The organism is Rhodohalobacter sp. 8-1 (assembly GCF_038150125.1).
Classification (GTDB): Bacteria; Bacteroidota; Rhodothermia; order Balneolales; family Balneolaceae; genus SW132.
This window is the reverse complement of the sequence record NZ_JBBVMF010000004.1, coordinates 224,247-248,609: the sequence shown is the minus strand read 5'-3', so window position 1 is coordinate 248,609 and position 24,363 is coordinate 224,247. Positions and strand designations below refer to the sequence as shown.

20 protein-coding genes are annotated in these 24,363 nt (G+C 44.2%); 9 read left to right on the top strand and 11 right to left on the bottom strand.

Translation table 11 applies throughout. From position 1 onward, the window contains the following. The first annotated feature begins 373 nt into the window (after nucleotides 1-373). The 4 genes from AABW11_RS05675 to AABW11_RS05660 all read left to right on the top strand — a co-directional run bounded on the left by AABW11_RS05675 (nucleotide 374) and on the right by AABW11_RS05660 (nucleotide 4,067). On the top strand, nucleotides 374-1,141 hold the full coding sequence (locus tag AABW11_RS05675; RefSeq protein ID WP_340103821.1) for an electron transfer flavoprotein subunit beta/FixA family protein: 768 nt from the start codon (nucleotides 374-376) through the stop codon (nucleotides 1,139-1,141). 73 nt (nucleotides 1,142-1,214) lie between these two features. Beyond that, on the top strand, nucleotides 1,215-2,189 hold the full coding sequence (locus AABW11_RS05670) for an electron transfer flavoprotein subunit alpha/FixB family protein (protein ID WP_340103820.1): 975 nt from the start codon (nucleotides 1,215-1,217) through the stop codon (nucleotides 2,187-2,189). Between the two features lie 115 nt (nucleotides 2,190-2,304). Next, nucleotides 2,305-3,627, top strand: coding sequence for an FAD-dependent oxidoreductase (locus tag AABW11_RS05665; RefSeq protein WP_340103819.1), 1,323 nt, complete (start codon nucleotides 2,305-2,307; stop codon nucleotides 3,625-3,627). Between the two features lie 137 nt (nucleotides 3,628-3,764). Continuing rightward, nucleotides 3,765-4,067 (top strand): ferredoxin family protein, encoded by a 303-nt coding sequence (locus tag AABW11_RS05660; RefSeq protein ID WP_340103818.1) that lies wholly within the window; start codon nucleotides 3,765-3,767, stop codon nucleotides 4,065-4,067. An 84-nt stretch (nucleotides 4,068-4,151) separates the two neighbouring features. On the opposite strand, the gene AABW11_RS05655 is transcribed toward AABW11_RS05660, so the two are convergent. Further along, nucleotides 4,152-4,481, bottom strand: a complete 330-nt coding sequence (locus AABW11_RS05655; protein ID WP_340103817.1) for a carboxypeptidase-like regulatory domain-containing protein — start codon at nucleotides 4,479-4,481, stop codon at nucleotides 4,152-4,154. 292 nt (nucleotides 4,482-4,773) lie between these two features. On the opposite strand from AABW11_RS05655, the gene AABW11_RS05650 reads away from it, so the two are divergent. From AABW11_RS05650 to AABW11_RS05630, 5 genes are all read left to right on the top strand, one after another. Then, on the top strand, nucleotides 4,774-5,964 hold the full coding sequence (locus tag AABW11_RS05650) for an acyl-CoA dehydrogenase family protein (protein ID WP_340103816.1): 1,191 nt from the start codon (nucleotides 4,774-4,776) through the stop codon (nucleotides 5,962-5,964). Nucleotides 5,965-6,494: 530 nt separating this feature from the next. Further along, a complete protein-coding gene (locus tag AABW11_RS05645; RefSeq protein WP_340103815.1) occupies nucleotides 6,495-7,169 on the top strand; it encodes a response regulator transcription factor in 675 nt (224 codons plus the stop codon). 14 nt (nucleotides 7,170-7,183) lie between these two features. Next, the gene (locus AABW11_RS05640; protein WP_340103814.1) at nucleotides 7,184-8,461 is read left to right on the top strand and encodes a sensor histidine kinase; all 1,278 of its coding nucleotides are present in this window, start codon (nucleotides 7,184-7,186) and stop codon (nucleotides 8,459-8,461) included. A gap of 179 nt (nucleotides 8,462-8,640) precedes the next feature. Further along, nucleotides 8,641-10,959 carry an outer membrane beta-barrel family protein gene (locus AABW11_RS05635; protein ID WP_340103813.1) on the top strand — a complete coding sequence of 773 codons (2,319 nt, stop codon included), beginning with the start codon at nucleotides 8,641-8,643 and terminating at the stop codon, nucleotides 10,957-10,959. Nucleotides 10,960-11,171: 212 nt separating this feature from the next. Next, nucleotides 11,172-12,131 carry a hypothetical protein gene (locus AABW11_RS05630; RefSeq protein ID WP_340103812.1) on the top strand — a complete coding sequence of 320 codons (960 nt, stop codon included), beginning with the start codon at nucleotides 11,172-11,174 and terminating at the stop codon, nucleotides 12,129-12,131. A 77-nt stretch (nucleotides 12,132-12,208) separates the two neighbouring features. Here AABW11_RS05630 and AABW11_RS05625 read toward each other — a convergent pair whose 3' ends face one another. The 10 genes from AABW11_RS05625 to AABW11_RS05580 form a co-directional block, all read right to left on the bottom strand. Then, on the bottom strand, nucleotides 12,209-12,820 hold the full coding sequence (locus AABW11_RS05625; RefSeq protein ID WP_445263743.1) for a nitroreductase family protein: 612 nt from the start codon (nucleotides 12,818-12,820) through the stop codon (nucleotides 12,209-12,211). Between the two features lie 203 nt (nucleotides 12,821-13,023). Then, on the bottom strand, nucleotides 13,024-13,389 hold the full coding sequence (locus AABW11_RS05620) for a VOC family protein (RefSeq protein ID WP_340103810.1): 366 nt from the start codon (nucleotides 13,387-13,389) through the stop codon (nucleotides 13,024-13,026). A 1,332-nt stretch (nucleotides 13,390-14,721) separates the two neighbouring features. Next, nucleotides 14,722-15,177, bottom strand: coding sequence for an IS200/IS605 family transposase (tnpA, locus tag AABW11_RS05615; protein WP_340103809.1), 456 nt, complete (start codon nucleotides 15,175-15,177; stop codon nucleotides 14,722-14,724). An 825-nt stretch (nucleotides 15,178-16,002) separates the two neighbouring features. Then, the gene (locus tag AABW11_RS05610; RefSeq protein WP_340103808.1) at nucleotides 16,003-16,131 is read right to left on the bottom strand and encodes a hypothetical protein; all 129 of its coding nucleotides are present in this window, start codon (nucleotides 16,129-16,131) and stop codon (nucleotides 16,003-16,005) included. A gap of 59 nt (nucleotides 16,132-16,190) precedes the next feature. Continuing rightward, the gene (locus AABW11_RS05605; protein ID WP_340103807.1) at nucleotides 16,191-16,433 is read right to left on the bottom strand and encodes a type II toxin-antitoxin system RelE/ParE family toxin; all 243 of its coding nucleotides are present in this window, start codon (nucleotides 16,431-16,433) and stop codon (nucleotides 16,191-16,193) included. 444 nt (nucleotides 16,434-16,877) lie between these two features. Continuing rightward, a complete protein-coding gene (locus AABW11_RS05600; protein ID WP_340103806.1) occupies nucleotides 16,878-17,180 on the bottom strand; it encodes a type II toxin-antitoxin system RelE/ParE family toxin in 303 nt (100 codons plus the stop codon). Further along, nucleotides 17,168-17,425 carry a type II toxin-antitoxin system Phd/YefM family antitoxin gene (locus AABW11_RS05595; RefSeq protein ID WP_340103805.1) on the bottom strand — a complete coding sequence of 86 codons (258 nt, stop codon included), beginning with the start codon at nucleotides 17,423-17,425 and terminating at the stop codon, nucleotides 17,168-17,170. Before AABW11_RS05595 ends, AABW11_RS05600 begins: the two co-directional genes overlap by 13 nt. Before the next feature lie 162 nt (nucleotides 17,426-17,587). After that, nucleotides 17,588-18,361: a hypothetical protein gene (locus AABW11_RS05590; protein ID WP_340103804.1), complete on the bottom strand. Its 774-nt coding sequence runs from the start codon at nucleotides 18,359-18,361 to the stop codon at nucleotides 17,588-17,590. A gap of 157 nt (nucleotides 18,362-18,518) precedes the next feature. Continuing rightward, entirely contained in the window at nucleotides 18,519-19,808 is a 1,290-nt protein-coding gene (locus AABW11_RS05585) for an ATP-binding protein (protein WP_340103803.1), read from the bottom strand. Between the two features lie 675 nt (nucleotides 19,809-20,483). Further along, nucleotides 20,484-24,101, bottom strand: coding sequence for a vitamin B12-dependent ribonucleotide reductase (locus AABW11_RS05580; protein WP_340103802.1), 3,618 nt, complete (start codon nucleotides 24,099-24,101; stop codon nucleotides 20,484-20,486). Nucleotides 24,102-24,363 lie beyond the last annotated feature (262 nt).

Genomic DNA, 24,363 nt, shown 5'->3' with positions numbered 1-24,363 from the left:
CGTCTTCCACTACGAAACAACTCCAATTACTGGCTTAACCGGCTGAATGACTCATTATATTGATAGATTCAATAGGGAGAACTGTACATACGCTATTATGATATTTAGTTCTACCGGAAGTTTATGGGTTGATGGCAATATATGTGAATAATCGCTTAGAACATGTAGCCACAGAGTTTCCGGTAGACCTGATATTTACTCACAAAGATATCAGTACCATGGATTTAATAAAGTTGCAAATATTTAAATTATACCTCTCCTGAGATATTCGGAAAAATCTAATAAGATCAGGTTCAACTTTTGTGGTGTGATTTTTTTATATTAGAGCCTATAAAAAAGCGGTTCCAATCAACAATTGAAATCAACAGTTTGTATGAAATTTTACGTTTGTATTAAGCAGGTCCCCGATGTAAATGCGCCCCTTCAAATTAAAGATGGTGAACTTATCCAGGATGCCGACAGAAGCATCCTTAATGCGTATGACGCATCGGCTGTGGAAGAAGCTCTTGTTCTGAAAGAAGCGCACGGAGCTGAGGTTGAAGTGGTACTTGCCGGCCCGGAAAAAGCGAAGGAAACGATACGAAAAGCACTTGCAATGGGCGCTGATAAAGGCACACATATTATCACAGACGAAAATTCCGATCACGACTCATTTACTTACGCCAATATTCTTGCGGCATTTTTTAAGGATAAAGAATTCGATTATATCTCCTGCGGAAAGCAATCTCAGGATACCGATTCAGGCCTGACCGGCAGCATGCTTGCACAGTTGCTGGATCTCCCCTACGTCACGAATGCGGTGGCACTTTCTTACGAGGATGGTACACTGCGTATAAAACGCCAGGGTGATACAGGCCAGGAAATACTCGACCTGCCGTCGCCCGGTCTCGTCACGTGCTCCAACGATATGAACGATCCGAGAATACCGAGCCTGAAAGGTATCATGCAGTCAAAACGCAAGCCTGTGGATACTATTAGCGTCGATGATCTTGACGTGGGTGATGATCTCTCCCCTAAAACAAAAATACTGGGATTTGAAGAAAAAGCCGGTCGTGAACCCGGCCAGAAGTTTGAGGGCGAGCCCGATGAAGTTGCAAAAAAAGTTGCTCAGCTTCTCGATTCGGAAGAAAACCTTATCTGAACCATGCGTGGATGTCAGAGGCAGTATTTGTATTTACCCATTTTTTGAAACATTACCAGAATTTTAGAAACCTATGAGTACACTCTTAACTTACATCAGTGTAAAAGACGGAAAGATTAAACGGTCTTCACTCGAAGTTCTCTCCCGGTGTGTAGAGCTTGCGCGCGAAAACGACCATGATGCTGCAGCAATAGTCGTTGATGCAAATGCATCAGATTATACAGACGAGCTGAAAAAATATGGCGCAGACACCATTTATCTGATTGAAGATCCAATCTTCAAGAATCACCTGAACACTCCGCTGATTCGCGCACTCTCGCTGGCGATGGAAAAGATTGATCCCGCGATTGTGGCCATGGCGTCTACCGAGGGTTCCAAAGATATTTTAGGCGCACTCGCTGCCAACCAAAAAGCAGCTTCATTGGCCGATATGTCAGAATTTGAACTGACCAATAACGGCGTAAAAGGTAAACGTCCTGTGATGGCGGCAAAAATTGTAGCTTCTGTGAAAGCAGAAACATATCCAATTATCCTCACGGTCCGGGCCGGTTCTTACGATGTGAATGAAGCTGAAGCCGATACCTCCGTTGAGACAATCGACTTTTCATTTTCAGACGATGATCTTAAGGTAACACTTAAAGAAATTCTGTCGGCTTCCGGCGATAAAATTGATCTTTCTGAAGCAGATGTTGTTGTGTCTGCCGGCCGCGGTGTGAAGGATGAAGAAGCCCGGAATATGGTCTCTGAACTTGCATCATTATTAAGCGCTGGCATCGGTGCCTCACGCGCACTCACAGAGGCCGGAGACTATGATCCCAGCCTTCAAATCGGCCAGACAGGGAAAGTAGTTGCTCCCCAGCTATATATCGCGATTGGTATTTCTGGAGCCATTCAGCATGTGGCGGGAATGGCCAACTCCAAAGTGATTGTGGCCATCAACAAAGATCCCGACGCTCCTATTTTCGACATTGCTGATTACGGGATCGTAGGTGATCTCTACAAAGTGCTGCCCCCGTTCATCGAAGAAATAAAAAAACTTAAAGGATAGATTTGAGTCCAGAGTCGTGAGTCATGAGTATTAAATGACGAGATTTCGGATAACTCAATATTCTCACGACTCATGACTTTGGACTCACGACTCACTTCTCAAGACTCTACTGCATATGGATGAAAAATTTGACTGTATAATTGTTGGAGCAGGTGTGGCAGGACTGGCAGCAGCTATGACGCTTGCCCGCAACAACATGAAGTTTCTGCTGATCGAAAAAGGTGAATTCCCCGGCTCCAAGAACGTGTCCGGCGGAGTGCTATGGGGTAGTGACCTTGCCCGACTTGTGCCCGACTACTGGGAGGAAGATGGAGGCTGGGACCGTTTTATAAATCATCGGCGGCTGACATTCATGGATGAACAGTCCACGTTTTCAGTCGATTTTAAATCTTCGCATTTCAATGAACCACCCTATGCAGGTGTGGTAGTCTTGCGTTCGAAATTCGACCGCTGGCTGGCTGACAAAGTCCAGGAAGCGATTGACGAGAGCGACTACGCCATGGATTCTTTTATCGCGCCGAATATTCTTGTGGAAGAGATTTTGCAGGAGGATGGCAAAGTAGTGGGAATCAGAACCGGCGATGAGAAGTTTTACGCTGATTCTGTTATTCTTGCCGAGGGTGTGAATAATCTGCTTACGCGACAAGTTGGGCTGCAGGACTCATATGTGCCTGCTGATCATATGCTTACCGGAATTAAGGAGATCATCCGGTTTGATCAGGATGTGCTTGAAAACCGATTTCAGCTGAATGGCAAAAGCGGCATGAGCAATGAGTACGTCGGATTTGCGACGGATGGAGTGGAAGGCGGAGGTTTTCTCTACACGAATAAGGATACCATCTCTCTTGGTCTCGTTCTGGGAATTAAAGACATGCGTGAGAAAGGCAAAAAGCCCCATGATATATTGAACACATTTAAAAAGCACCCGGTCATCGCAGATACCATTCGCGGCGGAGAAGTGGTCGAGTATTCTGCCCATGTTGTGTCATCGGGTGATAAGCGTGTGGCTCCCGAAAAACTTTACAAACCGGGACTTTTGGTATGTGGCGAAGCAGCCAACTTACTCATGAACGCGGGTAAAGCGATCCAGGGAATGGATTATGCCATGCGGTCGGGAATAATTGCTGCAGATAGCATTACGGAAGCGAAGAAAAATGACGATTTTGGCGAAGCGTCTATGAAAAAGTACCAGGATACGCTGAATGATAGCTATGTGATGCAGGATATAAATAATTTCCAGGATGCCGTTCACCTGCTGCACGATCCGGTTATGACGCAAAAAATGCCCAACCTGATTTGTGACTTCGGCCGGAATTTTTTCAGCATCAAAAATGAGCCGACAAAAAAAGCACGCGAAATTCTGCGCGACTCCGTTAAGAAACATGCCTCCTATTGGGACCTGATAAAAGTTGGGGCAAAAGGAGCGAAGGCGTTGTAATAGATGATAGATAGGAGATGACAGATTACAGACATTTTTGAAAATTTCTGCCTTCTGCCTGCCTTTTCACTTTTGAACTCTCACTTTTCCAACAAAGACATTAAGCATTTTTAAATACTAATTTATCCATCACAACTATGAAACTCTTAACGCTGCAGGAACGACTCGGACTTGTATCCTACCGTAATCAGTCAAAATCCGATATCAAACCACATATTAAGGTTAATACGGATATTTGTAATTCAACCTGTCCGCATCACTGCACAACGTATGTGTGTCCGGCTAACTGCTACACGAAGGACGAAAATGGTAAAGTCCATTTCCAGGTTGAAGACTGTATAGAATGTGGAACTTGCATGTATGCGTGCGACCAGGGAGCGGTAAGCTGGAATTTCCCAGATCCGGAAATCGGTAGAGGCGTTACGTGGAATTATGGCTAAAAGTCGAATACTAGACTGAAATAATATAAAAAAGCTCTCACCTTCCGATGAGAGCTTTTTTTGTGTTTATAACAAAATGTTCTGTTAATTCACAAACAGTTCTATTCTTGAGCCGTTCATGTTTATTTCAACTGTTGCAGTGGTTGAACCCATATTAGAGTCTACCATAACGTCTTGCGAGCCTGTAGGTGCACCAATAATGGTAAAAACACCGTTCTCGTTGGTAGTAGCGGTTAATTCCCCATCTTCCATTGATACGGTTGCGTCTGCAACTCGTTCGTAAGTATCCTCAACAAGTACAACACCGGTTACTGCTGTTCGGTCTTCTGCTCCCATTGGGCCCGATGGTCCGCAAGCAACGCCAACAAACATGATAAAAATTGCGGCTATTGAAAGTAATTTTAATTTAAACATGATATTTTCTTTTGAGTTAAAGGTTGATATAGTATACATATATGAAAATATCGACGAGAATGTTCCATTGTTGTCCATATTTTTAATCTAACCCTAAATTGTTGGCGTCGTGTGAGTTCAGGGACTCCATAAATACCATTTTTTCAAGTAAGCCATCCGTGCCGGGGTTTCATATCTACGCTACTATCAAATCATGTTCTCGATGAATTTTTAACAAAAGATTAAAATGAAAACTCCATGATAATCGTTATTTTATGGAAGCGTTTCCAACTTAGAATTTAACAGATGTATTATGAGTTTAGATGTACTTGAACAAATATCCCAACTATCTTTCGAATTGTCCGAGGATCAATCTATGATCCGTGACAGCGTTCGTGATTTTGCCGAGCGTCATATTGCCCCGGATGTCATTAAAAGAGATACCAATAAAGAATTCCCACACGACATTATAAAAATGCTGGCCGACCAGGGCCTTCTTGGCATTTATCATGATGAAGAGTACGGAGGCGCCGGATTTGATACGGTCAGCTTCTGCCTGGCCATCGAAGAAATTGCCCGCTGGGACGCCTCACTGGCGCTCACCGTCGCCTCTCATACATCGCTCGGAAGCGGCCATATTGCACTGGCCGGCACACACGAGCAGAAGCTAAAGCACCTCACCCCTCTTGCAAAAGGTGAAAAGCTTGCGGCATGGTGCCTTACCGAACCCGGTTCCGGCAGCGATGCCTCAGGCATGAAAACAATGGCAGTTAAAGATGGTGATGACTGGATTATTAACGGTTCAAAAATCTTTATCACCCAGGGAACCGTCGGTGACACATATGTTGTGCTGGCCAAAACAGACCCCAACCTTGGCACGAAAGGAATAAGTGCATTTATTGTTGAACGAAGCAGAGATGGGGTAAAACCCGGGGAGCCAATGCATAAGCTGGGCATGAACTCATCGGATACCTCCGAAGTTGTTTTTGAGGATGTTCGCGTGCCGGGTGAAAACCTTCTCGGGGAGCTGGGAAAAGGCTTCGTGGATACAATGAAAGTTCTCGACGGCGGACGAATCGGCATCGGCGCACTCTCCGTAGGTATTGCAAGAGGCGCACTTGAAGAGTCTATGAAATATGCCAAAGAGCGTAAGCAGTTCGGCAGCTCCATCGGCGATTTCCAGGCTATTGAGCATAAAATGGTGAATATGGCAACTGAAATTGATGCAGCCCGCCTGCTTGTCCATCGCGCTGCCTGGGCTAAAGACAACGGCAAATCGTTTACCAAAGAAGCCTCAATGGCAAAGCTGTTTGCCTCAGAAATGGCTGAACGCGCCACACTTGAAGCCGTCCAGATTCATGGCGGGTACGGCTACACGAAAGAGTATCACGTGGAGCGATTTATGCGCGACGTAAAATTGATGACGATTGGTGAAGGAACTTCTGAAATCCAGCGGCTCATCCTGGCTCGGCAGCTCAAAGACGAGATGGGATATAACTCCTGATTTTCATTCATAAGAAATAAAACAGATAAAGGCCTGCCGGATTTACCCGACAGGCCTTTTTTTTTCTCCTTAGTTTTGATGATGACGCATATGTTCACCTACATCAACCATCAATAAACAACCTCTGGGCAAAGCCAGCGAGATATCAAATTATAACCCCTAACGGGGATGAGCTGCCACTTCCCAACCCGACAATGAATTGTCGGGCTACCAAGCGGTCGTCTCTTCAAGAATTGGGTTCATTTTCAAAACTTAATCGGACAATTGAGAAAGATTATTTATTCTAAAAATGAACGGTGCATCATTTTAACACATCAAATCCATGCAACATACAAATTCAGAATCCCGCGAGGGATGGCCGCTTAGTAGCACGGACTCAATGAACCGCAAAAGTCTGTGAAACGGACGGTACCTCGGCAGTATTTCAAAGGCCGATTTCCTAAGTTGGCTCATGAAAAAAAAGTGCACCCTTACCCCTGAACCTCAATCTTCAGCTTTCCTTCAGAAATTCAATTTATATTCATACTAATATGAAATTGCTTATAGTTGAAGATAACCTCGATTTACTGGAAAATATGACGACCTACCTGAAACGGGAAGGTCATATCTGCGAAACAGCCAAAGATTACCGGCAGGGATTTGACAAGATTATGTCGCACAGCTACGAGGTGGTGCTGATTGACATTATGATTCCCCACGGCAACGGTCTTGAACTTTTACGTGAATTGAAATCTGTAAGGCCGCAAACAGGTACAATCATCATTTCTGCAAAAAATTCACTGGATGACAAGGTAAACGGCCTGGAACTGGGGGCAGACGATTATCTTACCAAACCGTTTCAGCTTCCGGAATTACAGGCACGAATTAAAGCGGTAACAAGGCGGAATCAGCATGAAGGAAATCAAACCATCGACGTTCATGAAATTTCTATTCATACCAATACCCGCGAAGTTGAAATTAATGGTGAAACAGTTGATTTGACGCCAAAGGAGTATGACCTGCTTCTCTATTTTGCTTCAAATAAAAACTTCGTTCTCTCCAAGCAAACCATTGCCGAACACCTTTGGGGTGATTATGTTGACCACCTCGATAATCTCGATTTTGTATACCAGCATATCAAAAATCTGCGAAAAAAGCTGGTAGCCGCCGGGGCTAAAGACTATATCGAAAGCGTCTACAGTATCGGGTACAAGTTTAAAGTTTGAGTGAGTATTTCCCTATGAAACTGATTACAAAATTTATCCTTATCTACCTCAGCGTCACGGTTTTTGTGCTGGGAATAGGCGGGGTAATCTCGTATTACATCATTAAAGGCGAAGTTGATAAAGAACTCAAATTTGAGTTTATGGAGCGCATCGACAGGGTGACGTACCTCCTGGAACAAGGCCGTACGTTTTATCCGCGCAGAGAAATTGAGGGCGATCAAAATCTTGTGGTGAGAGAACTCGATTACCCTGTTGCCAATCGGGTGGAAGTCACCGACACCTTAATTTGGCACGACCGGCTTGAGCAGGACGAACAGAATGTGAAAGTGTCAGCTTATCGTAATATTAATGGATCTCCCTACTATATCTCTACATACGGTGCAATGATTGAATCTAATGACATCACCGAGGCCGTTATCAAGACTCTGCTTTGGATCATTGGATTGCAGATTCTCGGTGCGGCAGGAATCGGGTTCTTTGTCTCCGGCAGACTGTTCAAACCGTTTCGGAAAACCCTTGACCGCATTCGTAATTTCGATCTCCATCAAAAAGAGATCCTTTATGCTGAAGAGACAAACGTGAAGGAATTTACGGACCTCAACAATTTTGTGGAGCAGATGACCCGAAAAGCCGTCTCTGATTATAAAAATCTTAAAGAATTTTCAGAGAATGCATCTCATGAACTGCAAACACCTCTTGCCATTGCCAAAGGCAAACTTGAGCTCCTCACAGAAAGTGATTTATCCGAAGAGCAGTACCAATATGTTGAATCACTCGAACGGTCCATCAAAAAACTTACCCGGCTGAGTGAGTCTCTGTCCCTTCTCACAAAAATTGAAAATCATGAGTTCAGCAACAATCAAAAGGTCAATCTGAGTCATCTTATTTCGGAAAGCATTGAGGAGTTCAGGGAGTTTGTAATTTTTAACAAGCTGAAAATCGAGACCCGAATTGAGGAGGATGTAACTATACAAATGCATCCTGCTCTTGCCGAAATTTTGTGGACAAATTTGTTCCAGAATGCCATCAAACACAATATTGAAAACGGAATAATTTGGGTTGAACTGACCCGAGATAAGCTTACTATAGCAAACACCGGTAAACCGCTGTCAGTTGATCCCGCCCAGCTATTTGAACGCTTCCGAAAAGACGAACAAAGCTCTTCTTCGATCGGACTTGGTTTATCTATAATTGAACGAATTGCCGAGCAGAGTAAATTGGATATCGATTACAGAAATGAAAATGACCGGCATATCGTAGAAATAAATTTAAATCATGTAAAAACAACATGATCTTCAATTTTGCTTCAGAGTTCGTTCAACTTTGACACAGGTTGTTTTGTTAATCTTGCGACATAGATGTTTAACCCCAATGTCATATAGATTACAACCCCGTGAAAAAATTTTTAATACCACTACTATTCATCTCAATCTTATTTCCGCTTACAATCCAATCGTTGTCTGCTCAGTCAATGGCAGAGATAGAGGGATCTGTTTCTAACGAAGAGGGCGAACCTGTGCCGAACGTAAGTGTAGCCCTGACTAATCCTGATGATGCCTCCATTATCAAGGGAACAGTGACTAACGACTCAGGTGCATTTACTCTCTCAGCCGATCCGGGCTCTTACATACTGTTGGTATCATACATCTCGTACAGGAATCATACAGTGGAGATCTCGTTAAACGCCGGCGAAAATCTTGACCTGGGGAATATTGAGCTCATACCTGAAGATGCCCGGCTTGATGAGGTGATTGTTGAAGGAGAGCGATCCTATATGGAAATGAATTTCGACAGCCGAAGTTTTAACGTTGGTAAAGATATTACAAGCCTTGGGGGAAATGCACTCGACGTTCTCGACAATGTGCCATCCATAACAACAGATTTTGAGGGAAATGTAAGCCTTAGAGGAAACGAAGGAGTTCAGATACTGATCAATGGCCGTCCGTCCAATCTTGTGCGGGGCGGAACCGACGGTTTAGGGAGTATACCAGCCAGCATGATTAATGAAATTAAAATTATCACAAATCCCTCGGCACGTTACGAAGCCCAGGGCACCGGCGGTATCATCAACATTAAACTGGTTGATAATGCACAACTGGGCTTCAACGGCAGTATCCAGTCGAATGTGGGATACCCACAGGATCACGGTGCAGGAATTAATCTGAACTATAACAACAATAATATTAACTGGTTTCTAAATTTGGATTTTGAGTACGAAAGCGAGCCGGAAACAGGAAGCTCCTTTCAAAGCTTTAGCGAAGATACAACCTATGTTTACAGGGAGACTAATGATGTGACTGAGAGAGAATCCGAGGGGGACATCGACTTTGGTGCCGATTTTTACCTCCCCCGTGAGCAGGTGTTAACCATATCGTCGCGCATTAGTGTTGAAGAAGGCGAGGAAGACGGTGATCTGCTGTATACGGATTACCTTCCAAACAGTCCCGGGGTTTACAGAAATACATTTGAGGACTGGGACATTTTGCGCCAGGCTAACCGAAGCAATCTCGAAGAGAGCCGGGAGACCGATTACGATGTACGACTATCCTATGAGGTTAAGTTTGATGGATCTGATCACCGGCTGACTGCTGAAGCGGATTACGAATTTGGATCCGAAGGCGAGGATGTCCTGCTTTCCGAAGATATAGAACAAGGTGCTTCTGACTTCAGAAATCAACGAACCTTTTCTGATGAAGAATATAGTGAGTTGCGAATCGATTCCGATTATGAGCGACCGCTGGGGGATAACGGAAGGTTTGAAGCCGGTTTCAGAATTAATTTAGACTGGCTGGATAATAATTACAGGGCTCAAGAACTTATAAATGGCAACTGGACCACTCCCGTGGAGGGCATGGGCCTAAGTGAAAACTTCACTTTTTTTGAAAACGTGAATGCACTCTACTCTATTTATTCCGGGGAGTCCGGTGATTTTACATACAATATGGGGCTCCGTCTCGAAAACACACGAATCAAAACGGAGCTGGATCAAACCGGGGAAGGCAGTGATCAAAATTATCTGAACCTTTTTCCAAGTGCATTTTTATCATACACCATCAGCTCGCAAAACTCTCTTCAGTTTAGCTATAGTCGTAGAATCTCCCGGCCATGGTCACGATTTTTGCTTCCGTTTACCGAAATTAACGACTCCAGAAACCGATCGGTTGGTAACCCCAATTTAAGCCCGGAATTCGGGAATTCGTTCGAGCTTGGATACCTCCGGCGATGGGAAAGCGGCTCTGTCTTGTCAAGTGTATATTACCGTTACAGGACCGGCGTAATAGATCGAATATCAACTATTGACGGAAACGGTATCACAACGCGGCGCCCGATTAACCTGGCAACCGAAAACTCATGGGGGATTGAGTTTTCCGCCGACCAGGATCTGTTTGAAACCCTGTCGCTGTCAGGCAGTTTTAATCTCTACCAATCGAACAGAGATGGAGATTATGAAGGAATAAACTATAACAGTGAATCAGAATCTTTTACCAGCCGCCTGCGCATTAGATGGAGATTTTTAGAGTCATGGAACTTTCAATCCAACATTTTCTATCGCGGCGCCCAGCAAACAACACAGGGGCAGGAATCCGGTGATGCCTACGTCGGATCAGGATTATCAAAAGAGCTACTTGATGGCCGGGCAACTATTTCGCTAAATGTTCGCGACCTGTTAAATACACGCCAGAGCGACCGTGAGATTATCAATCCTAACTCTTATACAAACAAGCAGTATAGCTGGTCTTCACGCTCGTTCCGGCTGAATTTTCGATACAATTTTAGTTCCGGGCAGTAAGAAGTTGTTTACTTCAGGTTCTTGCCAGAATTGGTAAATAACTGCTATAAAAGGAGCAAGCGACTTGCAGGATCTGATTATTTACTTCTTTAGCTTGTGAATGATTCAACTACAGCGACTGTTTGACATCATAGAAGGCATTAACCCGCCATGCCTGCACTATGCTATCAGCCTAGAGAAGCAGGATGGGATCATTTCGATTTGCAGTACTGATGAAGAAGTTGACCAAAAAAGAAGCTATTCAACTGTTGCCGTTGATTGTAGATAATGAAGCATCTGAGGAAGACAAGATAGCTTTTTTCAAATACATTCAGACGGATCCAAAGGTAAAGAAGAAGTATGAGAGCCTTTTGTTTGTAAAGCAACTTCTTAAAACCAAATATTCCCGAGAAAGTGCACCTGATCGTCTTAAAAAGAAGATATCCGGTATTATTGAAGATATGGAATGGGAAAAGGAGCAAGAATCTAAAGTTGACAACTCAACGACTAATTTAGGTAATTCCGGTTCTTTTAATGCCAATAAGTTTGAAAATCAGTCAAAGGACTCCTCATCTCCCCTCCTCAAACTCCTGAAACCTGCCCGTTACCTGGCAGCTGCTTCTGTTATATTTATTTTTTCATTACTCACGATCGAATTGCTTGAAAAAATGTCGGGCGAGCGACTGTATAATCAACAGAGTGTTGAACGTGTTGCACTCAATCATTTTACAACAGGATCTCACATTGAAGCGTCGCTGGCTTCTTATCAGCCGGCATCACTTGATCACGCATCTCAGCTGCTTCAAGAACGGATGGCCTACTCTCCAAGACTCCCAAAAATAAAGGGGGCAAGCTTGCGGTCTATCGTTCAAACTACTTTTTTTGATGGTCACACTATCCCGGTATTTGAATTTTATCAGTCCGGAATCGACGAAACAATCCATATTTTCGCTTTTAAGATGGGGGAATTTGATGATCCGGGAATGGTTGTTCGTGATCCGGAAGCCGTAAAAAGCTGCAAGGGGTATGACGACTTTCACATTAAAGAAATTAACGGAAAGCATGTTGTATCCTGGAAATGGGGCGACTACTGGTATACTGCTGTTTCTAATCACAATGGAACCGATCTGATTGCTCTTGTGGAACCAACGCTTTCAGAAGACGAACAAAAAACTAGAAATTCAAGCTGGTAATAAATTAGCCGTTGCTATCTTTACTTGATAGTAAAAGATTTAATCCTTTCTATTTTTGATGCTCCCCCTCTTTATTGTCAATGAAAAGTTGCTAAGCTGCTCATTGATTTCTTCGTTATCAACGGCACTTTAGCCTCGTCTGACGGGTAGCCGGTCACCAGCAACAGAAATGGCCGCTCATAAGACGGACGATTCAGAATATCATTAAGGAAACCCATCGGGCTGGGTGTATGAGTGAGGGTGGCAAGACCCGCATTATGCAAAGCCGATATAAGAAAGCCACACGCAATTCCAACAGATTCCTTTACATAGTAATGTTTCTGCTTCTTTCCATGCTTGTCTACTCCATAGCTCTGAGCGAAGACGGCAATTAGATACGGTGCCGTTTCAAGAAACGGTTTATGCTCATCAGTGCCCAGCGGTGCAAGCTTATCCAGCCACTCATCAGGCGCACGATCGTTATAAAATGCTTTCTCCTCCTCTTCCGCAGCCTCGCGAATTCTCTTTTTTATATCAGCGCTTTGTACCACGGCAAAATGCCACGGCTGTAAATTGGCCCCGTTGGGAGCGGTTCCGGCAGTTCTAATGGCATGTTTAATAATTTCAACAGGAACAGGCCTTTTTGAAAAATCCCGAACTGAACGACGGCGCTTCATTAGCTCATAGTACTCCTTTGATCGCTGTTTCATCTCCTCCGTCTCCAGTTCAGTATAAAACTCAGACAATGATATAAATCCTTCTTTCCCCTGAGATGATTGTTCTGGTTTTTGTTTGGAATCAGTGCCATTAGAATGTTCGTTTTTCATAGTTCTAATGTATTACTTATCAATGAAATGGGAAAAATGAAAAACGATTTATACCTGTCGATCCATGACCTGAAACTTGCAGAGTATCATGCGTTATCATTGTCTTCGGAACAGACAGCAAGCTCATTTCCACCTGGTTCAATGAAATGGAAACGGCGCCCGCCCGGGTATGAAAATATATCTTTGCTGATGATGCACCCAGCATTCTTAACCCGTCCTAGCGTGGTTTCAAGATCTTCACTATAGAGAACAATCAGTGCAGCAGACGGCGGCCGGGTGGGCTGACTGCCGGCTGAGAAGAATCCTCCATCCACTCCCGCCTCTGAAAATGAAGTGTAGTCATCGCCGTAATCCGTAAAATACCAGCCAAAAATCTCTGTGAAAAATTCTTTTGTGTCGCTGATACGGACTGTTGAAAACTCGATGTAGCTGATGGTGTGATGGATGCTCATTTGATATGTGTTTACATTGAAAGTGATGGACGCCTGAATATCTGCTCCGGATATATCAGCAGTGTATGATATTTAAATGATTCAGACAATAGGTTTACAATGACCCGTTATCACCACAAATAAGTCCCGAACGGGAAAGGGAAAGCCGATTCGTAGCCCCACGTTTCGCCGAAGGTACCATTGGGCATTGTGAGAGGTGCCATCCGCTTCGCGGATTATGTCAGGGTGAACCCGCGATCAAAACCCGGCAATGAATTGCCGGGCTACCAAGCGGCCGTCTCTTTGAGACTTGAGGGCCGAATTGAAAATGCATTAAGTACCAATTCAATGCCCGCTGAATCTTTCATTAACCGGTAAATTATTTCAATAAATCAAAACCCATCCACACCACAAACCCCAAGTCCCAAATGGGACGACCGCTTCGTAGCCCCACGTTTCAACGTGGGGTAAACGGCGATCGAGTCAAAACAGGAGTCCGTGAAACGGACGGCACCCACATAATCTTCATCAAATATTTGGCCATTTTATCATAACCGTACCCAATTCTGTAATTTGAGAAATGATGTTAAATCTTTATCCAAACCGGGATGTGCCATCCGCTTCGCGGATTATGTCAGGGTGAATCCGCGAACCAAACCCGGCAATCAATTGCCGGGCTACCAAGCGGGCGTCTTCGAGACTTGATCTTCGTATTGAAAGGCAATTCAATCCCATAACAATGTCCCACAGAATCTATCATTCATCGGAGAACTTATTCAAATGCATCAACACCCATCCACACCACAAACCCCAAGTCCCAAATGGGACGACCGCTTGGTAGCCCCACGTTTCGCCGTAGGCACCCGGTGGGCAACGTGGGGTAAAAGGCGACTGAGCCAAAACAGGAGTCCGTGAAACGGACGGCACTCCTGAATTCCGATCAATTATGTAACCAATTTATCGTAACCATACCCAATGCTGGATATAGACAATTGATATGGGATCTTCATCCAAACCAGGATGTGCCATCCGCTTCGCGGATTATGTCAGGGTGAACCCGCGAACCAAACCCGGCAATCAATTGCCGGGCTACCAAGCGGGCGTCTCTTCGAGACTTGATCTTCGTATTGAAAGGCAATTCAATCCCATAACAATGTCCCAAGAATCTATCATTCATCGGAGAACTTATTCAAATGCATCAACACCCATCCACACCACAAACCCCAAGTCCCAAATGGGACGACCGCTTGGTAGCCCCACGTTTCAACGTGGGGTAAACGGCGATCGAGTCAAAACAGGAGTCCGTGAAGCGGACGGCACTCCAATTTGAAACCATAACCCAGTATCAAATTTTCAATCCCAAATATATCTCTCATCATATTCGACTTCGTGTGTTTTCAAAAACCACAAAAACTCCTCTTTAAAAGTTATTTTCTCATGATGCTTTTTCTGGTTGTGAATATACCTCACTACATTGTCTAAGCGTGGTTTACTTACACAAAATGCACCATACCCCGATTGCCACCGAAACTCTCTGGAGGAAGTGTAAAAGGTATCATTCATCCATTTTGATGAACACCCTTTTAACTCCTTTATCACGTTTGAAACCGTCATTGTCGTGGGTAATGAAAGAAGAATATGCAAATGATCGCTCATTCCACCTACGGTATATACTGTGATTTCTTTATTGTCTCCAATCCCGATAATATAAGCCCACAATCGCTTTTCATGTTCTGGTAAGATCTGTCGGTACCTATGTTTTGTACTAAAAATATAATGCACAGGAAGTTGCTGATACGTTCCGGCCATGGTTCCCTCTGATTGATTTTGTTGATTTTTAGTTTAGCAAGGTTTTTCCTCCCTCTGTTTATATGAACCAAAATTTGGGGATGCCTTACAGAAATTTATCAACTAATCCTTTGTGCCATCCGCTTTGCGGATTTTATCCTGGCTGGGACCAATGTCCCAAACCCGGCAATGAATTGCCGGGCTACCAAGCGGCCGTCTCTTTGAGACTTGAGGGGCGAATTGAAAATGCATTAAGTACCAATTCAATGCCCGCTGAATCTTTCATTAACCGGTATATTATTTCAATGAATCAAAACCCATCCACACCTCCGACCCAGAGCCCAAACGGAACGACCGCTTGGTAGCGAGGTTGTCCAAAAAGGGTGTTAAATAAAGAACTATACAATCAAAAAGTCATACTGGACCCCGATCCGGTATCTCCTGCCCATATCAAAGATTGGAGATCCCGTATCCCCCGTATAAGGGATCCCATTGGGAAAGTACGGGATGACACCCTTTTTGGACAGCCTCGTGATTAGCAATCGAATCAAACCAGGAGTCCGTGAAACGGACGGCACATCGGTTCCGACTCGGATCTGTCCAAATCCTTCATTGAATCATATCCAGCGCAAGGAGATCCCTCAGTTCCGTTCTCCGCCTTCCGGCGGTTCTCTCCATTCGGGATGACAGTGGTTTTGGTTAAAATACCGCGGCGTATAACTCTTCCGATTTAAACCGTAGCCATTGCCACGCCGCGCAAACAAATCACAACGACTCAGGCGGCGCAACTCTATATCTTGCAAATATCCAACACCCTGCGCCGCCCTTTCATACACCCCGCCACTGTCATTCCGACCGAAATGATCCGCCATCGGCGGAGAATGAAGAAAAGCTCATCTTTTGAACGCGCCAGCTCTCCGAGCGAAGCGATTCCCATGTAATGAAATCTCCCGGTTCCGTGGCAAAACTGTCCATCAAAATAGATTAATCCTCTGGGTTGTCAAGTTCCACTTAATGCGGGGTAAGGCCCACTACTATTTTGGTTCATCTGGTAAAAGACGGACTCCATGAATTACACTAAGTATTTCTATTCTCTCATCTTTCATCAAATAGATGATACGATAGGGATGATGAAACACTTCTCGAATATCATCTCTTTCATATTCCGGAACTCTGGGGCCTTTTCGGGGATCAAAGGGAAATGCTTTCAGCTTCTTCAATAATTTTACCGACTGTGCGATGGGCCTATAAAGATAGGTGGGAAGCGATGTATTCAAAAATTTGGTCAAGTTGTTTTTCTGCCTTCTCTGTCCGGATGATTGTCATTCAGGTTACTGGTATTTCTTCTTGATATCTACATGGGACACAGTTCGCCGGGCTTCTGAATCTTTAAGACCCTGCTCAATAGATTGCCGAACATAAATTTTATCAATAAATCGTTCCAGTTTGCATCATCGGGAAGATCATTTAGCATATTTTCGACTTCCTTTTTTAAAACTGTTTTCTCCATGACTGTATGGAATTAGGTTAAACTCTGTCTGTAGTAACGTTACCAGAGGACAGAAATACTACGATTAGTTGAGGTGATAATTCCAGCGTAGATCTGCGGGTGATTAACGGTTTGATGTTTCTGTGGCCGGGCTACCAATTTGACATTGAAAGTAAGGCAGAAACCCTGAACCAGTCGGCACGAAGCGCTTATTATGCCAATAAATCAATGTCTAACGTGATTTTAAGATATCTATGTGAAGAAATTGTTCTTCCCTGATCACATGAATGATATAAACGATATCATCTGCTATTCGATAAAAAATTCTGCAGGGTGGTAGTACAATTTCCCGATAAACGGATACTTCAAACTCTTCTACATGTTTACCGCTCTTCGGATGACGAACTAAATGATCTACCCGTTTGAAAGCCTCACGTACCAGTCCTTTAGCAGCGTTTGGATTATCTAATGAAATATAATCTGCAATTTCATCAAGCTCCTGAAGAGCAGGTTCGGTCCAGATTATTCGAGCCATCGGGCCATGCGCTTTTTGGCATCGGCATGAGAAACAACCCGATCTTCAAGAATGGCTTTTTCCCCCCTGGCTAAACCTTCCAGCAGTTTTAATTTCTTCTGAATATGTTCAAAATGGTCTACGTCAACCAGGTAAGCGGACGGTTTTCCGTGCTCCGTGATCAATACCGGCTCTTTTTCCTCTCTGAGTTCCTTTAAGAGTTTCGTAGCCTGACGTTTAAGTGTTGTAACAAGTTCTGTTTTCATAGTGATACTAAAGTACTACTTTCCTTGATTTTTGACAACTCACTATAGACCTTTGGGAGAACGGCGCGGGGATTATGAGTTAATAAACGTTTAAAATTTTAAAACAAACAACTCCGGAAACCATCGCCGCGTCCACAGTTAACGCGCTTGATATAGAAAAATTTATTTTTCGTCTAGCAATTTGAGCCCCTTCTTTAAATCATGAATAATCACTGGGCCAACCGCATACAGGGTATTTATATCTGAAGCGAAGACTTTAAGATTATTCTCAGAATTTTGTAGTTGTACTGCTCCATTTGTGGCAGGTAGTTTTGGAATTATTGCTGATATTCTAGAAATATTCATTTCTATATCTAAACTTGGAATCACAATAACGAATCGGAATGAATCGACACACACGACGAATGTGTGAACATTATCAACGTTAAAACCAGGAATATCTATAGGTCCAGCTGTCATGTAGATAGGTAAAATATCTGTGTCATTTTCTTTATAAGGAACAATGAGTTGAAGGAAAATTAAAAATTCGGAAGGATTATTATTTCCCTCCAAGATGTATTGGTTAAATCGGCTCAAAATTTCAATAAACTTTTTGTCGGCATTTCCTGATCTGGCGTTATTATAAAGCGTTTTAAACAGCCACCTTGCGAGTAAAGAAAAATTACAATTGAACGAAATTTGATCATTCGGTTCTATTATAGTTTTTATGTGTGTATCGTACAGCTTGCAAAAATAGCTGTCTAATTCTGCCAGCTTTTCGTTATTACATCTCCTGCAGACATCTCTTACTTGTAATGAGTTCGGACCTATAAACTTATTGGGTACAGAGTTGCTAGCATATTTTTTGTTTCCTTTTCTCTTTTCTAAAAGGCAAGAAGACCAAACATGTTCTTTTGAGATGTTATTACTATATCCACAGAAGACACATTCTCTCATGAGTATATTGTTTTAAATTTTGGCATAACGGCCTGCGGTTTAACCGGCTTGGCCTTAATGACTGGTAATGTGTTAATAACTCGGATTATCTTTCTAGCCAATGAATTTTGAGACGGCGAAGATTGGCCAAGTCCGCGTTGAAACAGTTGTTATTAATTTAACCTCGAAGCTGGCAATAAATTCTTAAGATTGGATTTATAAACTCATAATATCCTGTCATGTCAGGTACTTTTCTAAGTACAGGGCCGTATTTGGGATCAATCAGTCTCGGTAACTGTTGATCTATGTGTTTAATATCAAGGTCTTCAGCATCTCTTCTTGCTTTTTTCAAAACAAGCTTTCCTACTTCTGTGTCAAACATCGTCCTATCTTCTTTTTGATGCGCTAATATGTATAGTAAATTTTTTCTATCCTCAGATTGTCCAATTGCCCTTATGTATTGCCTTTCTAAAGTTGGAAAAGCCTTACCATTTGAGATGTCACTTTTTACTTCATCAAGCACTTCACTATCAATGATATCTGTGTTTGTAATATTTGCTTTAGAGACACATTCCTTTCCAATTAATTGTACAAGATATGGATAGCCTTGAGATAGGCTTGCAATCTCAGATTTAACTTCCTGAGTAAATTTAATCTCACCATCGAATAGAACTTCTGCTCGTGAGATTATTTCTTCACATTCATGAAGCGGCATGGGCTCAACATTGATACTTCCTTCCTCAAGCAACCTCTCAACAGAACTATGATCACTAATTATTTCAAATAAATCATCACCAATTCCACAGATAGCGAATTTTAAACTTTCAGATGATAAAGATTTAATTAATGATCCTATGCCAGATTTGTCTTGAATAACATCGATTTCATCAAGAATGATTAGCAAACCATCTCTTTTCATTTTCTTTTTTACTTGATGAGTTATAGCAGCGTCTACAAAATTTCTAAATGTTTGAACAGTATTATTTTCAACAACTTTAGCGTACCTAGAAGATTCAATACCTTTTGCTCCCCAATTTATGACTTTTAAATCCATGCCGACGTCGGTTTCATCTGCCCTTGAGAATTCGACGATTTCTTTACCTTCATTTGGTATAAGTCTTAATAAACCATCACTATCATTTTGATCATTCAATAGCCTTTCAAGTAAATCTTCAACATTCTTTATAATGGAATCACATTGATAGTAAACAGTAACATACTCTCTAGATCTTTCAGGAATCTCATGTTTCAAACCTGAATTAATAAGAGTTTTGTAATTACCTACTGCGATTTGTTGAATTTGTCTTGCTAAAGAAGATTTTCCAACACCTCTTTTCCCATGTATTCCTATTAAGCTTAAAGGCGTATTTACCGCTTTTAGACAATTTCTAAGCAACTCAGTACGGCCAACAAATCGATTTGGATTTGTAATTACGTCAGAAGTAAAACCAATTTCAGGATTTATCATTATGTGATATTTCAGTTTAGCTTTTAAAGCAATAACATTTAATTCCGCATCATGCTACTGTTTTCCGGTGTTACTGTCGCAAAAAGTTTCAATGATTTATTATTATCAAACATCAGACTTTACCTGGTATATGATATATTATACTTTATGACCTTTTATCCTGTAACAGAGATTTTACTTCGGCATTTGTTTCGTAACAGCATAAAGTTTTCATCCCAATCACCCAAGCTCAGAAAGCCATCCGCTGCCCCCGCGGCATAGAGTCTCTCCTAAGCTCTACTACCAAAAAAGCAACTCAAATTAAACTCTCTCCATACCCATCAAAAAAAAGCCCGCCGGGTATTTCTCCCAACGGGCTGGAAATTGAATGTGAAAGTATGTGTGTAGTACCGGTTTTTCTGTCCGCGGGGTGTGAAAGCAAAGGGTTGAGCTCATATGTCAAAAAAAAGCTCATGAACACCCCTCGCATTCATTCGGGAACATCCGAATGAATGATCTCTCCTCGAGCCACACTTGGTGCCGAGGCTTCGGCGGGGAGATCTTCTCACTTTTCACCTTTCACTTCTCTACCCAACAAAGCCTTCGCGAAGGAGGATGCTCCAGACGCTGACAGGACCTACGGACGCTGTCAGGTCTTGAATCCTGCACCTTGCTCCCTGTACCCTGCACCTTAACTTACGAACAACCTGTCGTCGACCCACACGTAATGCACTTCTGGCATGTGCCGTTACGGATCATCGTCATGCTGCCGCATTCGGGGCACGAGTCGCCGGTATAGCCAAGCTGCTTGGCGCGGTCGTAGTCGCTTTGAGGTTTGTCTTCGCCGGCCATCATTTTTTTGCTGCCGGTTACGGTTGTTGAAGCAACAGGCTCAGCAGGTGTTGGCTCCTTTTCGGGTGCCGCGGATGTGGTTCCGGAACCTGACGCAGAACCGCCTTTGCCGGATTCATCCTCATCAGACGGACGAAGATTTCTCTTCATGATATCTTCAGACGGCACATGTGCCAGGTCTTCGCGGCCGAGATAGGTGACTGCCAGCTCACGGAAAATATAGTCGATCACAGAGGTGCTCATCTTCACGTGCGGGCTGCCTTTTACCATGCCGCTCGGCTCAAATTTGGTGAATACGAATGCATCCACAAATTCTTCAAGCGGAACGCCGTGCTGCAGACCGAGTGAGATGGCAATCGCGAAGCAGTTCATCAGGCTTCGGAACGCGGCGCCCTCGCGGTGCATGTCCACGAAAATTTCGCCAATCTGGCCGTTGTCGTATTCGCCGGTGCGCAGGTAGACGCTCTGTCCGCCAATTTTTACTTTTTGCGTATAACCCGATCGGCGGTACGGCAGGCGCTGACGGTTCGCCACATACTTGTGAATGATCTTCTCAGCAGCTTTCACCACTGTGTTTTGCGCCTCTTCGGTATCTTCATCCTCGTCTTCCAGCTCCTCGAGCACATCGCTCATGGAGTTCAGCGGCTGACTCAGTTTCGACCCGTCACGGTACAGCGCGTTGGCTTTCAGCATTTTCTCCCACGACTCCATGTAGGCATCTTTGATGTCCTCGATGGTCGCCTCGTTCGGCAAATTAATCGTTTTGGAAATTGCGCCTGAAATAAACGGCTGTGCGGCTGCCATCATGTTGATATGGCCTGACGCGGAAATGTAGCGAGTTCCTGTACGGCCGCACTTGTTGGCGCAGTCGAAAACGGCAAGATCTTCATCTTTAAGATAAGGGGCACCTTCCACGGTCATAGTACCGCACACATAGTCGTTTGCTTCCTGGATCTGCTCACGGCTGAACCCGAGGTAACGAAGCATATCGAAGTTCATGTCGTTGAGCTGCTCTTCGGTAATGTCGAGCACATCCTTGCAGAAATCTTCGCCGAGTGTCCATTGGTTAAACGCGAACTTGATATCAAAACTGCTGGGCAGCGCCTTGTTAACCGCCTCAATCTTATCATCAGTAAAGCCCATCTCTTTCAGGCTTTCCGGGTTGATGTGAGGACAACCTTCCAGCGTTCCGTGACCTTTGGCATAATCAATGATCTCTTTGATCTCACGCTTCTCATAACCGAGATTTTTCAGCGCAAGCGGCACACTCTGGTTGATAATCTTGAAGTACCCGCCGCCGGCCAGTTTCTTGAACTTCACAAGCGCAAAGTCCGGCTCGATACCGGTTGTGTCGCAATCCATCACCAGGCCAATGGTTCCGGTCGGCGCAATCACGGTGACCTGCGCATTGCGGTAGCCGTGCTTTTTGCCAAGCTCCACTGCTTCGTCTGAATTCTCTCGCGCTGCCTTCAGCAGGTAAGCCGGGCAAACGTGTTCATCAATTCCCACGGGAGTGATGGTCAGATCTTCATACTCGGAAGCCGCTACATTGTAGGCTGCACGCCGGTGATTGCGGAGCACTTTCAGCATGTGCTCTTTATTGGCATCGTACCGCTCAAATGTGCCCAGCTCTTTCGCCATTTCGGCACTTGTGGCGTACGATTTCATGTGCATCATTGACGTGATGGACCCTGCAATTGCACTTCCTTTTTCACTATCGTAGGGAGCGCCCTGCACCATCAGCGCAGCGCCGAGGTTAGCATAGCCCAGTCCCAGCGTTCTGAATTTGTAAGAAAGCTCAGCGATCTCTTTGGAAGGAAACTGCGCCATCAGCACAGAAATTTCCAGCACGACGGTCCACAGCCGTGATGCATGGTTAATAGATTCAATATCGAACTCCTGGCAGTCCTTATCCTTGAAGTATTTCATCAGGTTGAGCGATGCAAGGTTGCACGCAGTATTGTCGAGGAACATGTACTCTGAACACGGATTACTCGCTTTAATCGGCCCGTCTTCTGGGCAGGTGTGCCACTCATTAATAGTGTCGTGATACTGTGTTCCGGGATCGGCACAGCTCCACGCTGCGTAACCGATATCTTCCCAGAGATCCTGGGCACGCATCGTCTTCATCGGTTCGGGATCGCGTCCCTCCTCGCGGGCGTTCCGCTTCTCAATGCGTCCGTATAGATTCCACTCTTTGTCCTCTTTCACGGCTTTCATAAAGCTGTTGGGCACGCGAACGGAGTTGTTCGAGTTCTGGCCGCTGACCGTCAGGTAGGCTTCGGAATTCCAGTCGGTGTCGTATGTATCAAATTCGATATCGGTGAAGCCCTGTGCGGCAAGCTGAATCACGCGCTCAATATAGTTCAGCGGCACCTGGCTGCGCTTGGCTTCTTTAATCGCCTGGCCCAGTTCTTTATTTTTGAGCGGATCGCGGCTCATGGCGCCGTTCATCTTCCGCCCATCTACTTCAACCGGCGTGTTGCAAAGCTTGATAATCTTTTTGAGATGCTTTTCGGTCATTTTAGACCCGGACACGATCGCCGCTACTTTCTGCTCTTCGCGGACCTTCCAGTTGATATACTCTTCAATGTCGGGGTGATCCAGATCGAGCGTCACCATTTTTGCAGCACGACGAGTCGTTCCGCCCGATTTGATCGCGCCCGCGGCACGGTCACCGATTTTCAGAAAGCTCATCAGGCCTGACGATTTTCCGCCGCCACTCAGTTTTTCACCCGCACCACGAATATCGGAAAAGTTAGAGCCTGTGCCTGATCCATATTTAAACAGACGAGCCTCACGAACCCACAGATCCATAATCCCGCCTTCGTTCACCAGGTCGTCATTAACACTTTGGATAAAGCAGGCATGTGGCTGCGGATGGCTGTAAGCATCCTTAGATTTTTTCAGTTTGCCGGACTTGCCGTCCACGTAATAGTGACCCTGCGCAGGTCCGTTAATCCCATATGCCCAGTGCAGCCCGGTATTAAACCACTGCGGGCTGTTGGGTGCCGCCATCTGGGTGGCCAGCATGTAGCAAAGCTCGTCATAAAAAATCTTGGCGTCTTCTTCAGAATCAAAATAGTCGTTCTTCCATCCCCAGTATGTCCAGCACCCGGCGAGCCGCGAAAACACCTGGCGGCTGTCAATTTCATGAGTATACCGGTCATCTTCATCAATTTTTTTGAGTGCTGCTTTATCTTCTTCGGATCGCTGCAGCCACTTCGGCACATCTTTCTCTTTTACTTTCTTGAGTTCGACCGGAACTCCCGCTTTTCTGAAATATTTTTGAGCGATGATGTCTGTGGCAACCTGCGACCAGCTCTTAGGAACATTTACGTTTTCCATTTGAAAGATCAGAGACCCGTCAGGATTCTTGATTTCTGATTTACGGGTTTCAAAATCGATATTGTCGAAGGGAGTTTTCCAGCTTTTTTTGGTGTGGAATCTGCTAAATTTCATAGGTGTAGGCTCGTTAAAAACTTAATATTCTATCGGGTACAGGTGCTGATCTGATGGGTTCGCCAGAAGATGGCGATTACTTTCTTGTTGGGCTTAATAAGATATTCCCGAATGCGGCAAGCATCAAATTATTTCTGAAATACTTTTCCACAAATACCGCGGGTTATCCACAATCAAAAAAATAGACAAAACATAAAAATTGAATTTGAATGCCTTAAGGGGCAATCGTCGAGAATCAATTCTTTTAGAAACCCACTGAGAG

Bases quoted from the DNA above. Each gene is read 5' to 3' on its own strand.
- AABW11_RS05675 (WP_340103821.1), top strand. From the start codon at position 374: ATGAAATTTTACGTTTGTATTAAGCAGGTCCCCGATGTAAATGCGCCC.
- AABW11_RS05670 (WP_340103820.1), top strand. From the start codon at position 1,215: ATGAGTACACTCTTAACTTACATCAGTGTAAAAGACGGAAAGATTAAA.
- AABW11_RS05665 (WP_340103819.1), top strand. From the start codon at position 2,305: ATGGATGAAAAATTTGACTGTATAATTGTTGGAGCAGGTGTGGCAGGA.
- AABW11_RS05660 (WP_340103818.1), top strand. From the start codon at position 3,765: ATGAAACTCTTAACGCTGCAGGAACGACTCGGACTTGTATCCTACCGT.
- AABW11_RS05655 (WP_340103817.1), bottom strand. From the start codon at position 4,481: ATGTTTAAATTAAAATTACTTTCAATAGCCGCAATTTTTATCATGTTT.
- AABW11_RS05650 (WP_340103816.1), top strand. From the start codon at position 4,774: ATGAGTTTAGATGTACTTGAACAAATATCCCAACTATCTTTCGAATTG.
- AABW11_RS05645 (WP_340103815.1), top strand. From the start codon at position 6,495: ATGAAATTGCTTATAGTTGAAGATAACCTCGATTTACTGGAAAATATG.
- AABW11_RS05640 (WP_340103814.1), top strand. From the start codon at position 7,184: ATGAAACTGATTACAAAATTTATCCTTATCTACCTCAGCGTCACGGTT.
- AABW11_RS05635 (WP_340103813.1), top strand. From the start codon at position 8,641: ATGGCAGAGATAGAGGGATCTGTTTCTAACGAAGAGGGCGAACCTGTG.
- AABW11_RS05630 (WP_340103812.1), top strand. From the start codon at position 11,172: ATGAAGAAGTTGACCAAAAAAGAAGCTATTCAACTGTTGCCGTTGATT.
- AABW11_RS05625 (WP_445263743.1), bottom strand. From the start codon at position 12,820: ATGAAACAGCGATCAAAGGAGTACTATGAGCTAATGAAGCGCCGTCGT.
- AABW11_RS05620 (WP_340103810.1), bottom strand. From the start codon at position 13,389: ATGAGCATCCATCACACCATCAGCTACATCGAGTTTTCAACAGTCCGT.
- tnpA (WP_340103809.1), bottom strand. From the start codon at position 15,177: ATGGCCGGAACGTATCAGCAACTTCCTGTGCATTATATTTTTAGTACA.
- AABW11_RS05610 (WP_340103808.1), bottom strand. From the start codon at position 16,131: ATGGACAGTTTTGCCACGGAACCGGGAGATTTCATTACATGGGAATCG.
- AABW11_RS05600 (WP_340103806.1), bottom strand. From the start codon at position 17,180: ATGGCTCGAATAATCTGGACCGAACCTGCTCTTCAGGAGCTTGATGAA.
- AABW11_RS05595 (WP_340103805.1), bottom strand. From the start codon at position 17,425: ATGAAAACAGAACTTGTTACAACACTTAAACGTCAGGCTACGAAACTC.
- AABW11_RS05590 (WP_340103804.1), bottom strand. From the start codon at position 18,361: ATGAGAGAATGTGTCTTCTGTGGATATAGTAATAACATCTCAAAAGAA.
- AABW11_RS05585 (WP_340103803.1), bottom strand. From the start codon at position 19,808: ATGATAAATCCTGAAATTGGTTTTACTTCTGACGTAATTACAAATCCA.
- AABW11_RS05580 (WP_340103802.1), bottom strand. From the start codon at position 24,101: ATGAAATTTAGCAGATTCCACACCAAAAAAAGCTGGAAAACTCCCTTC.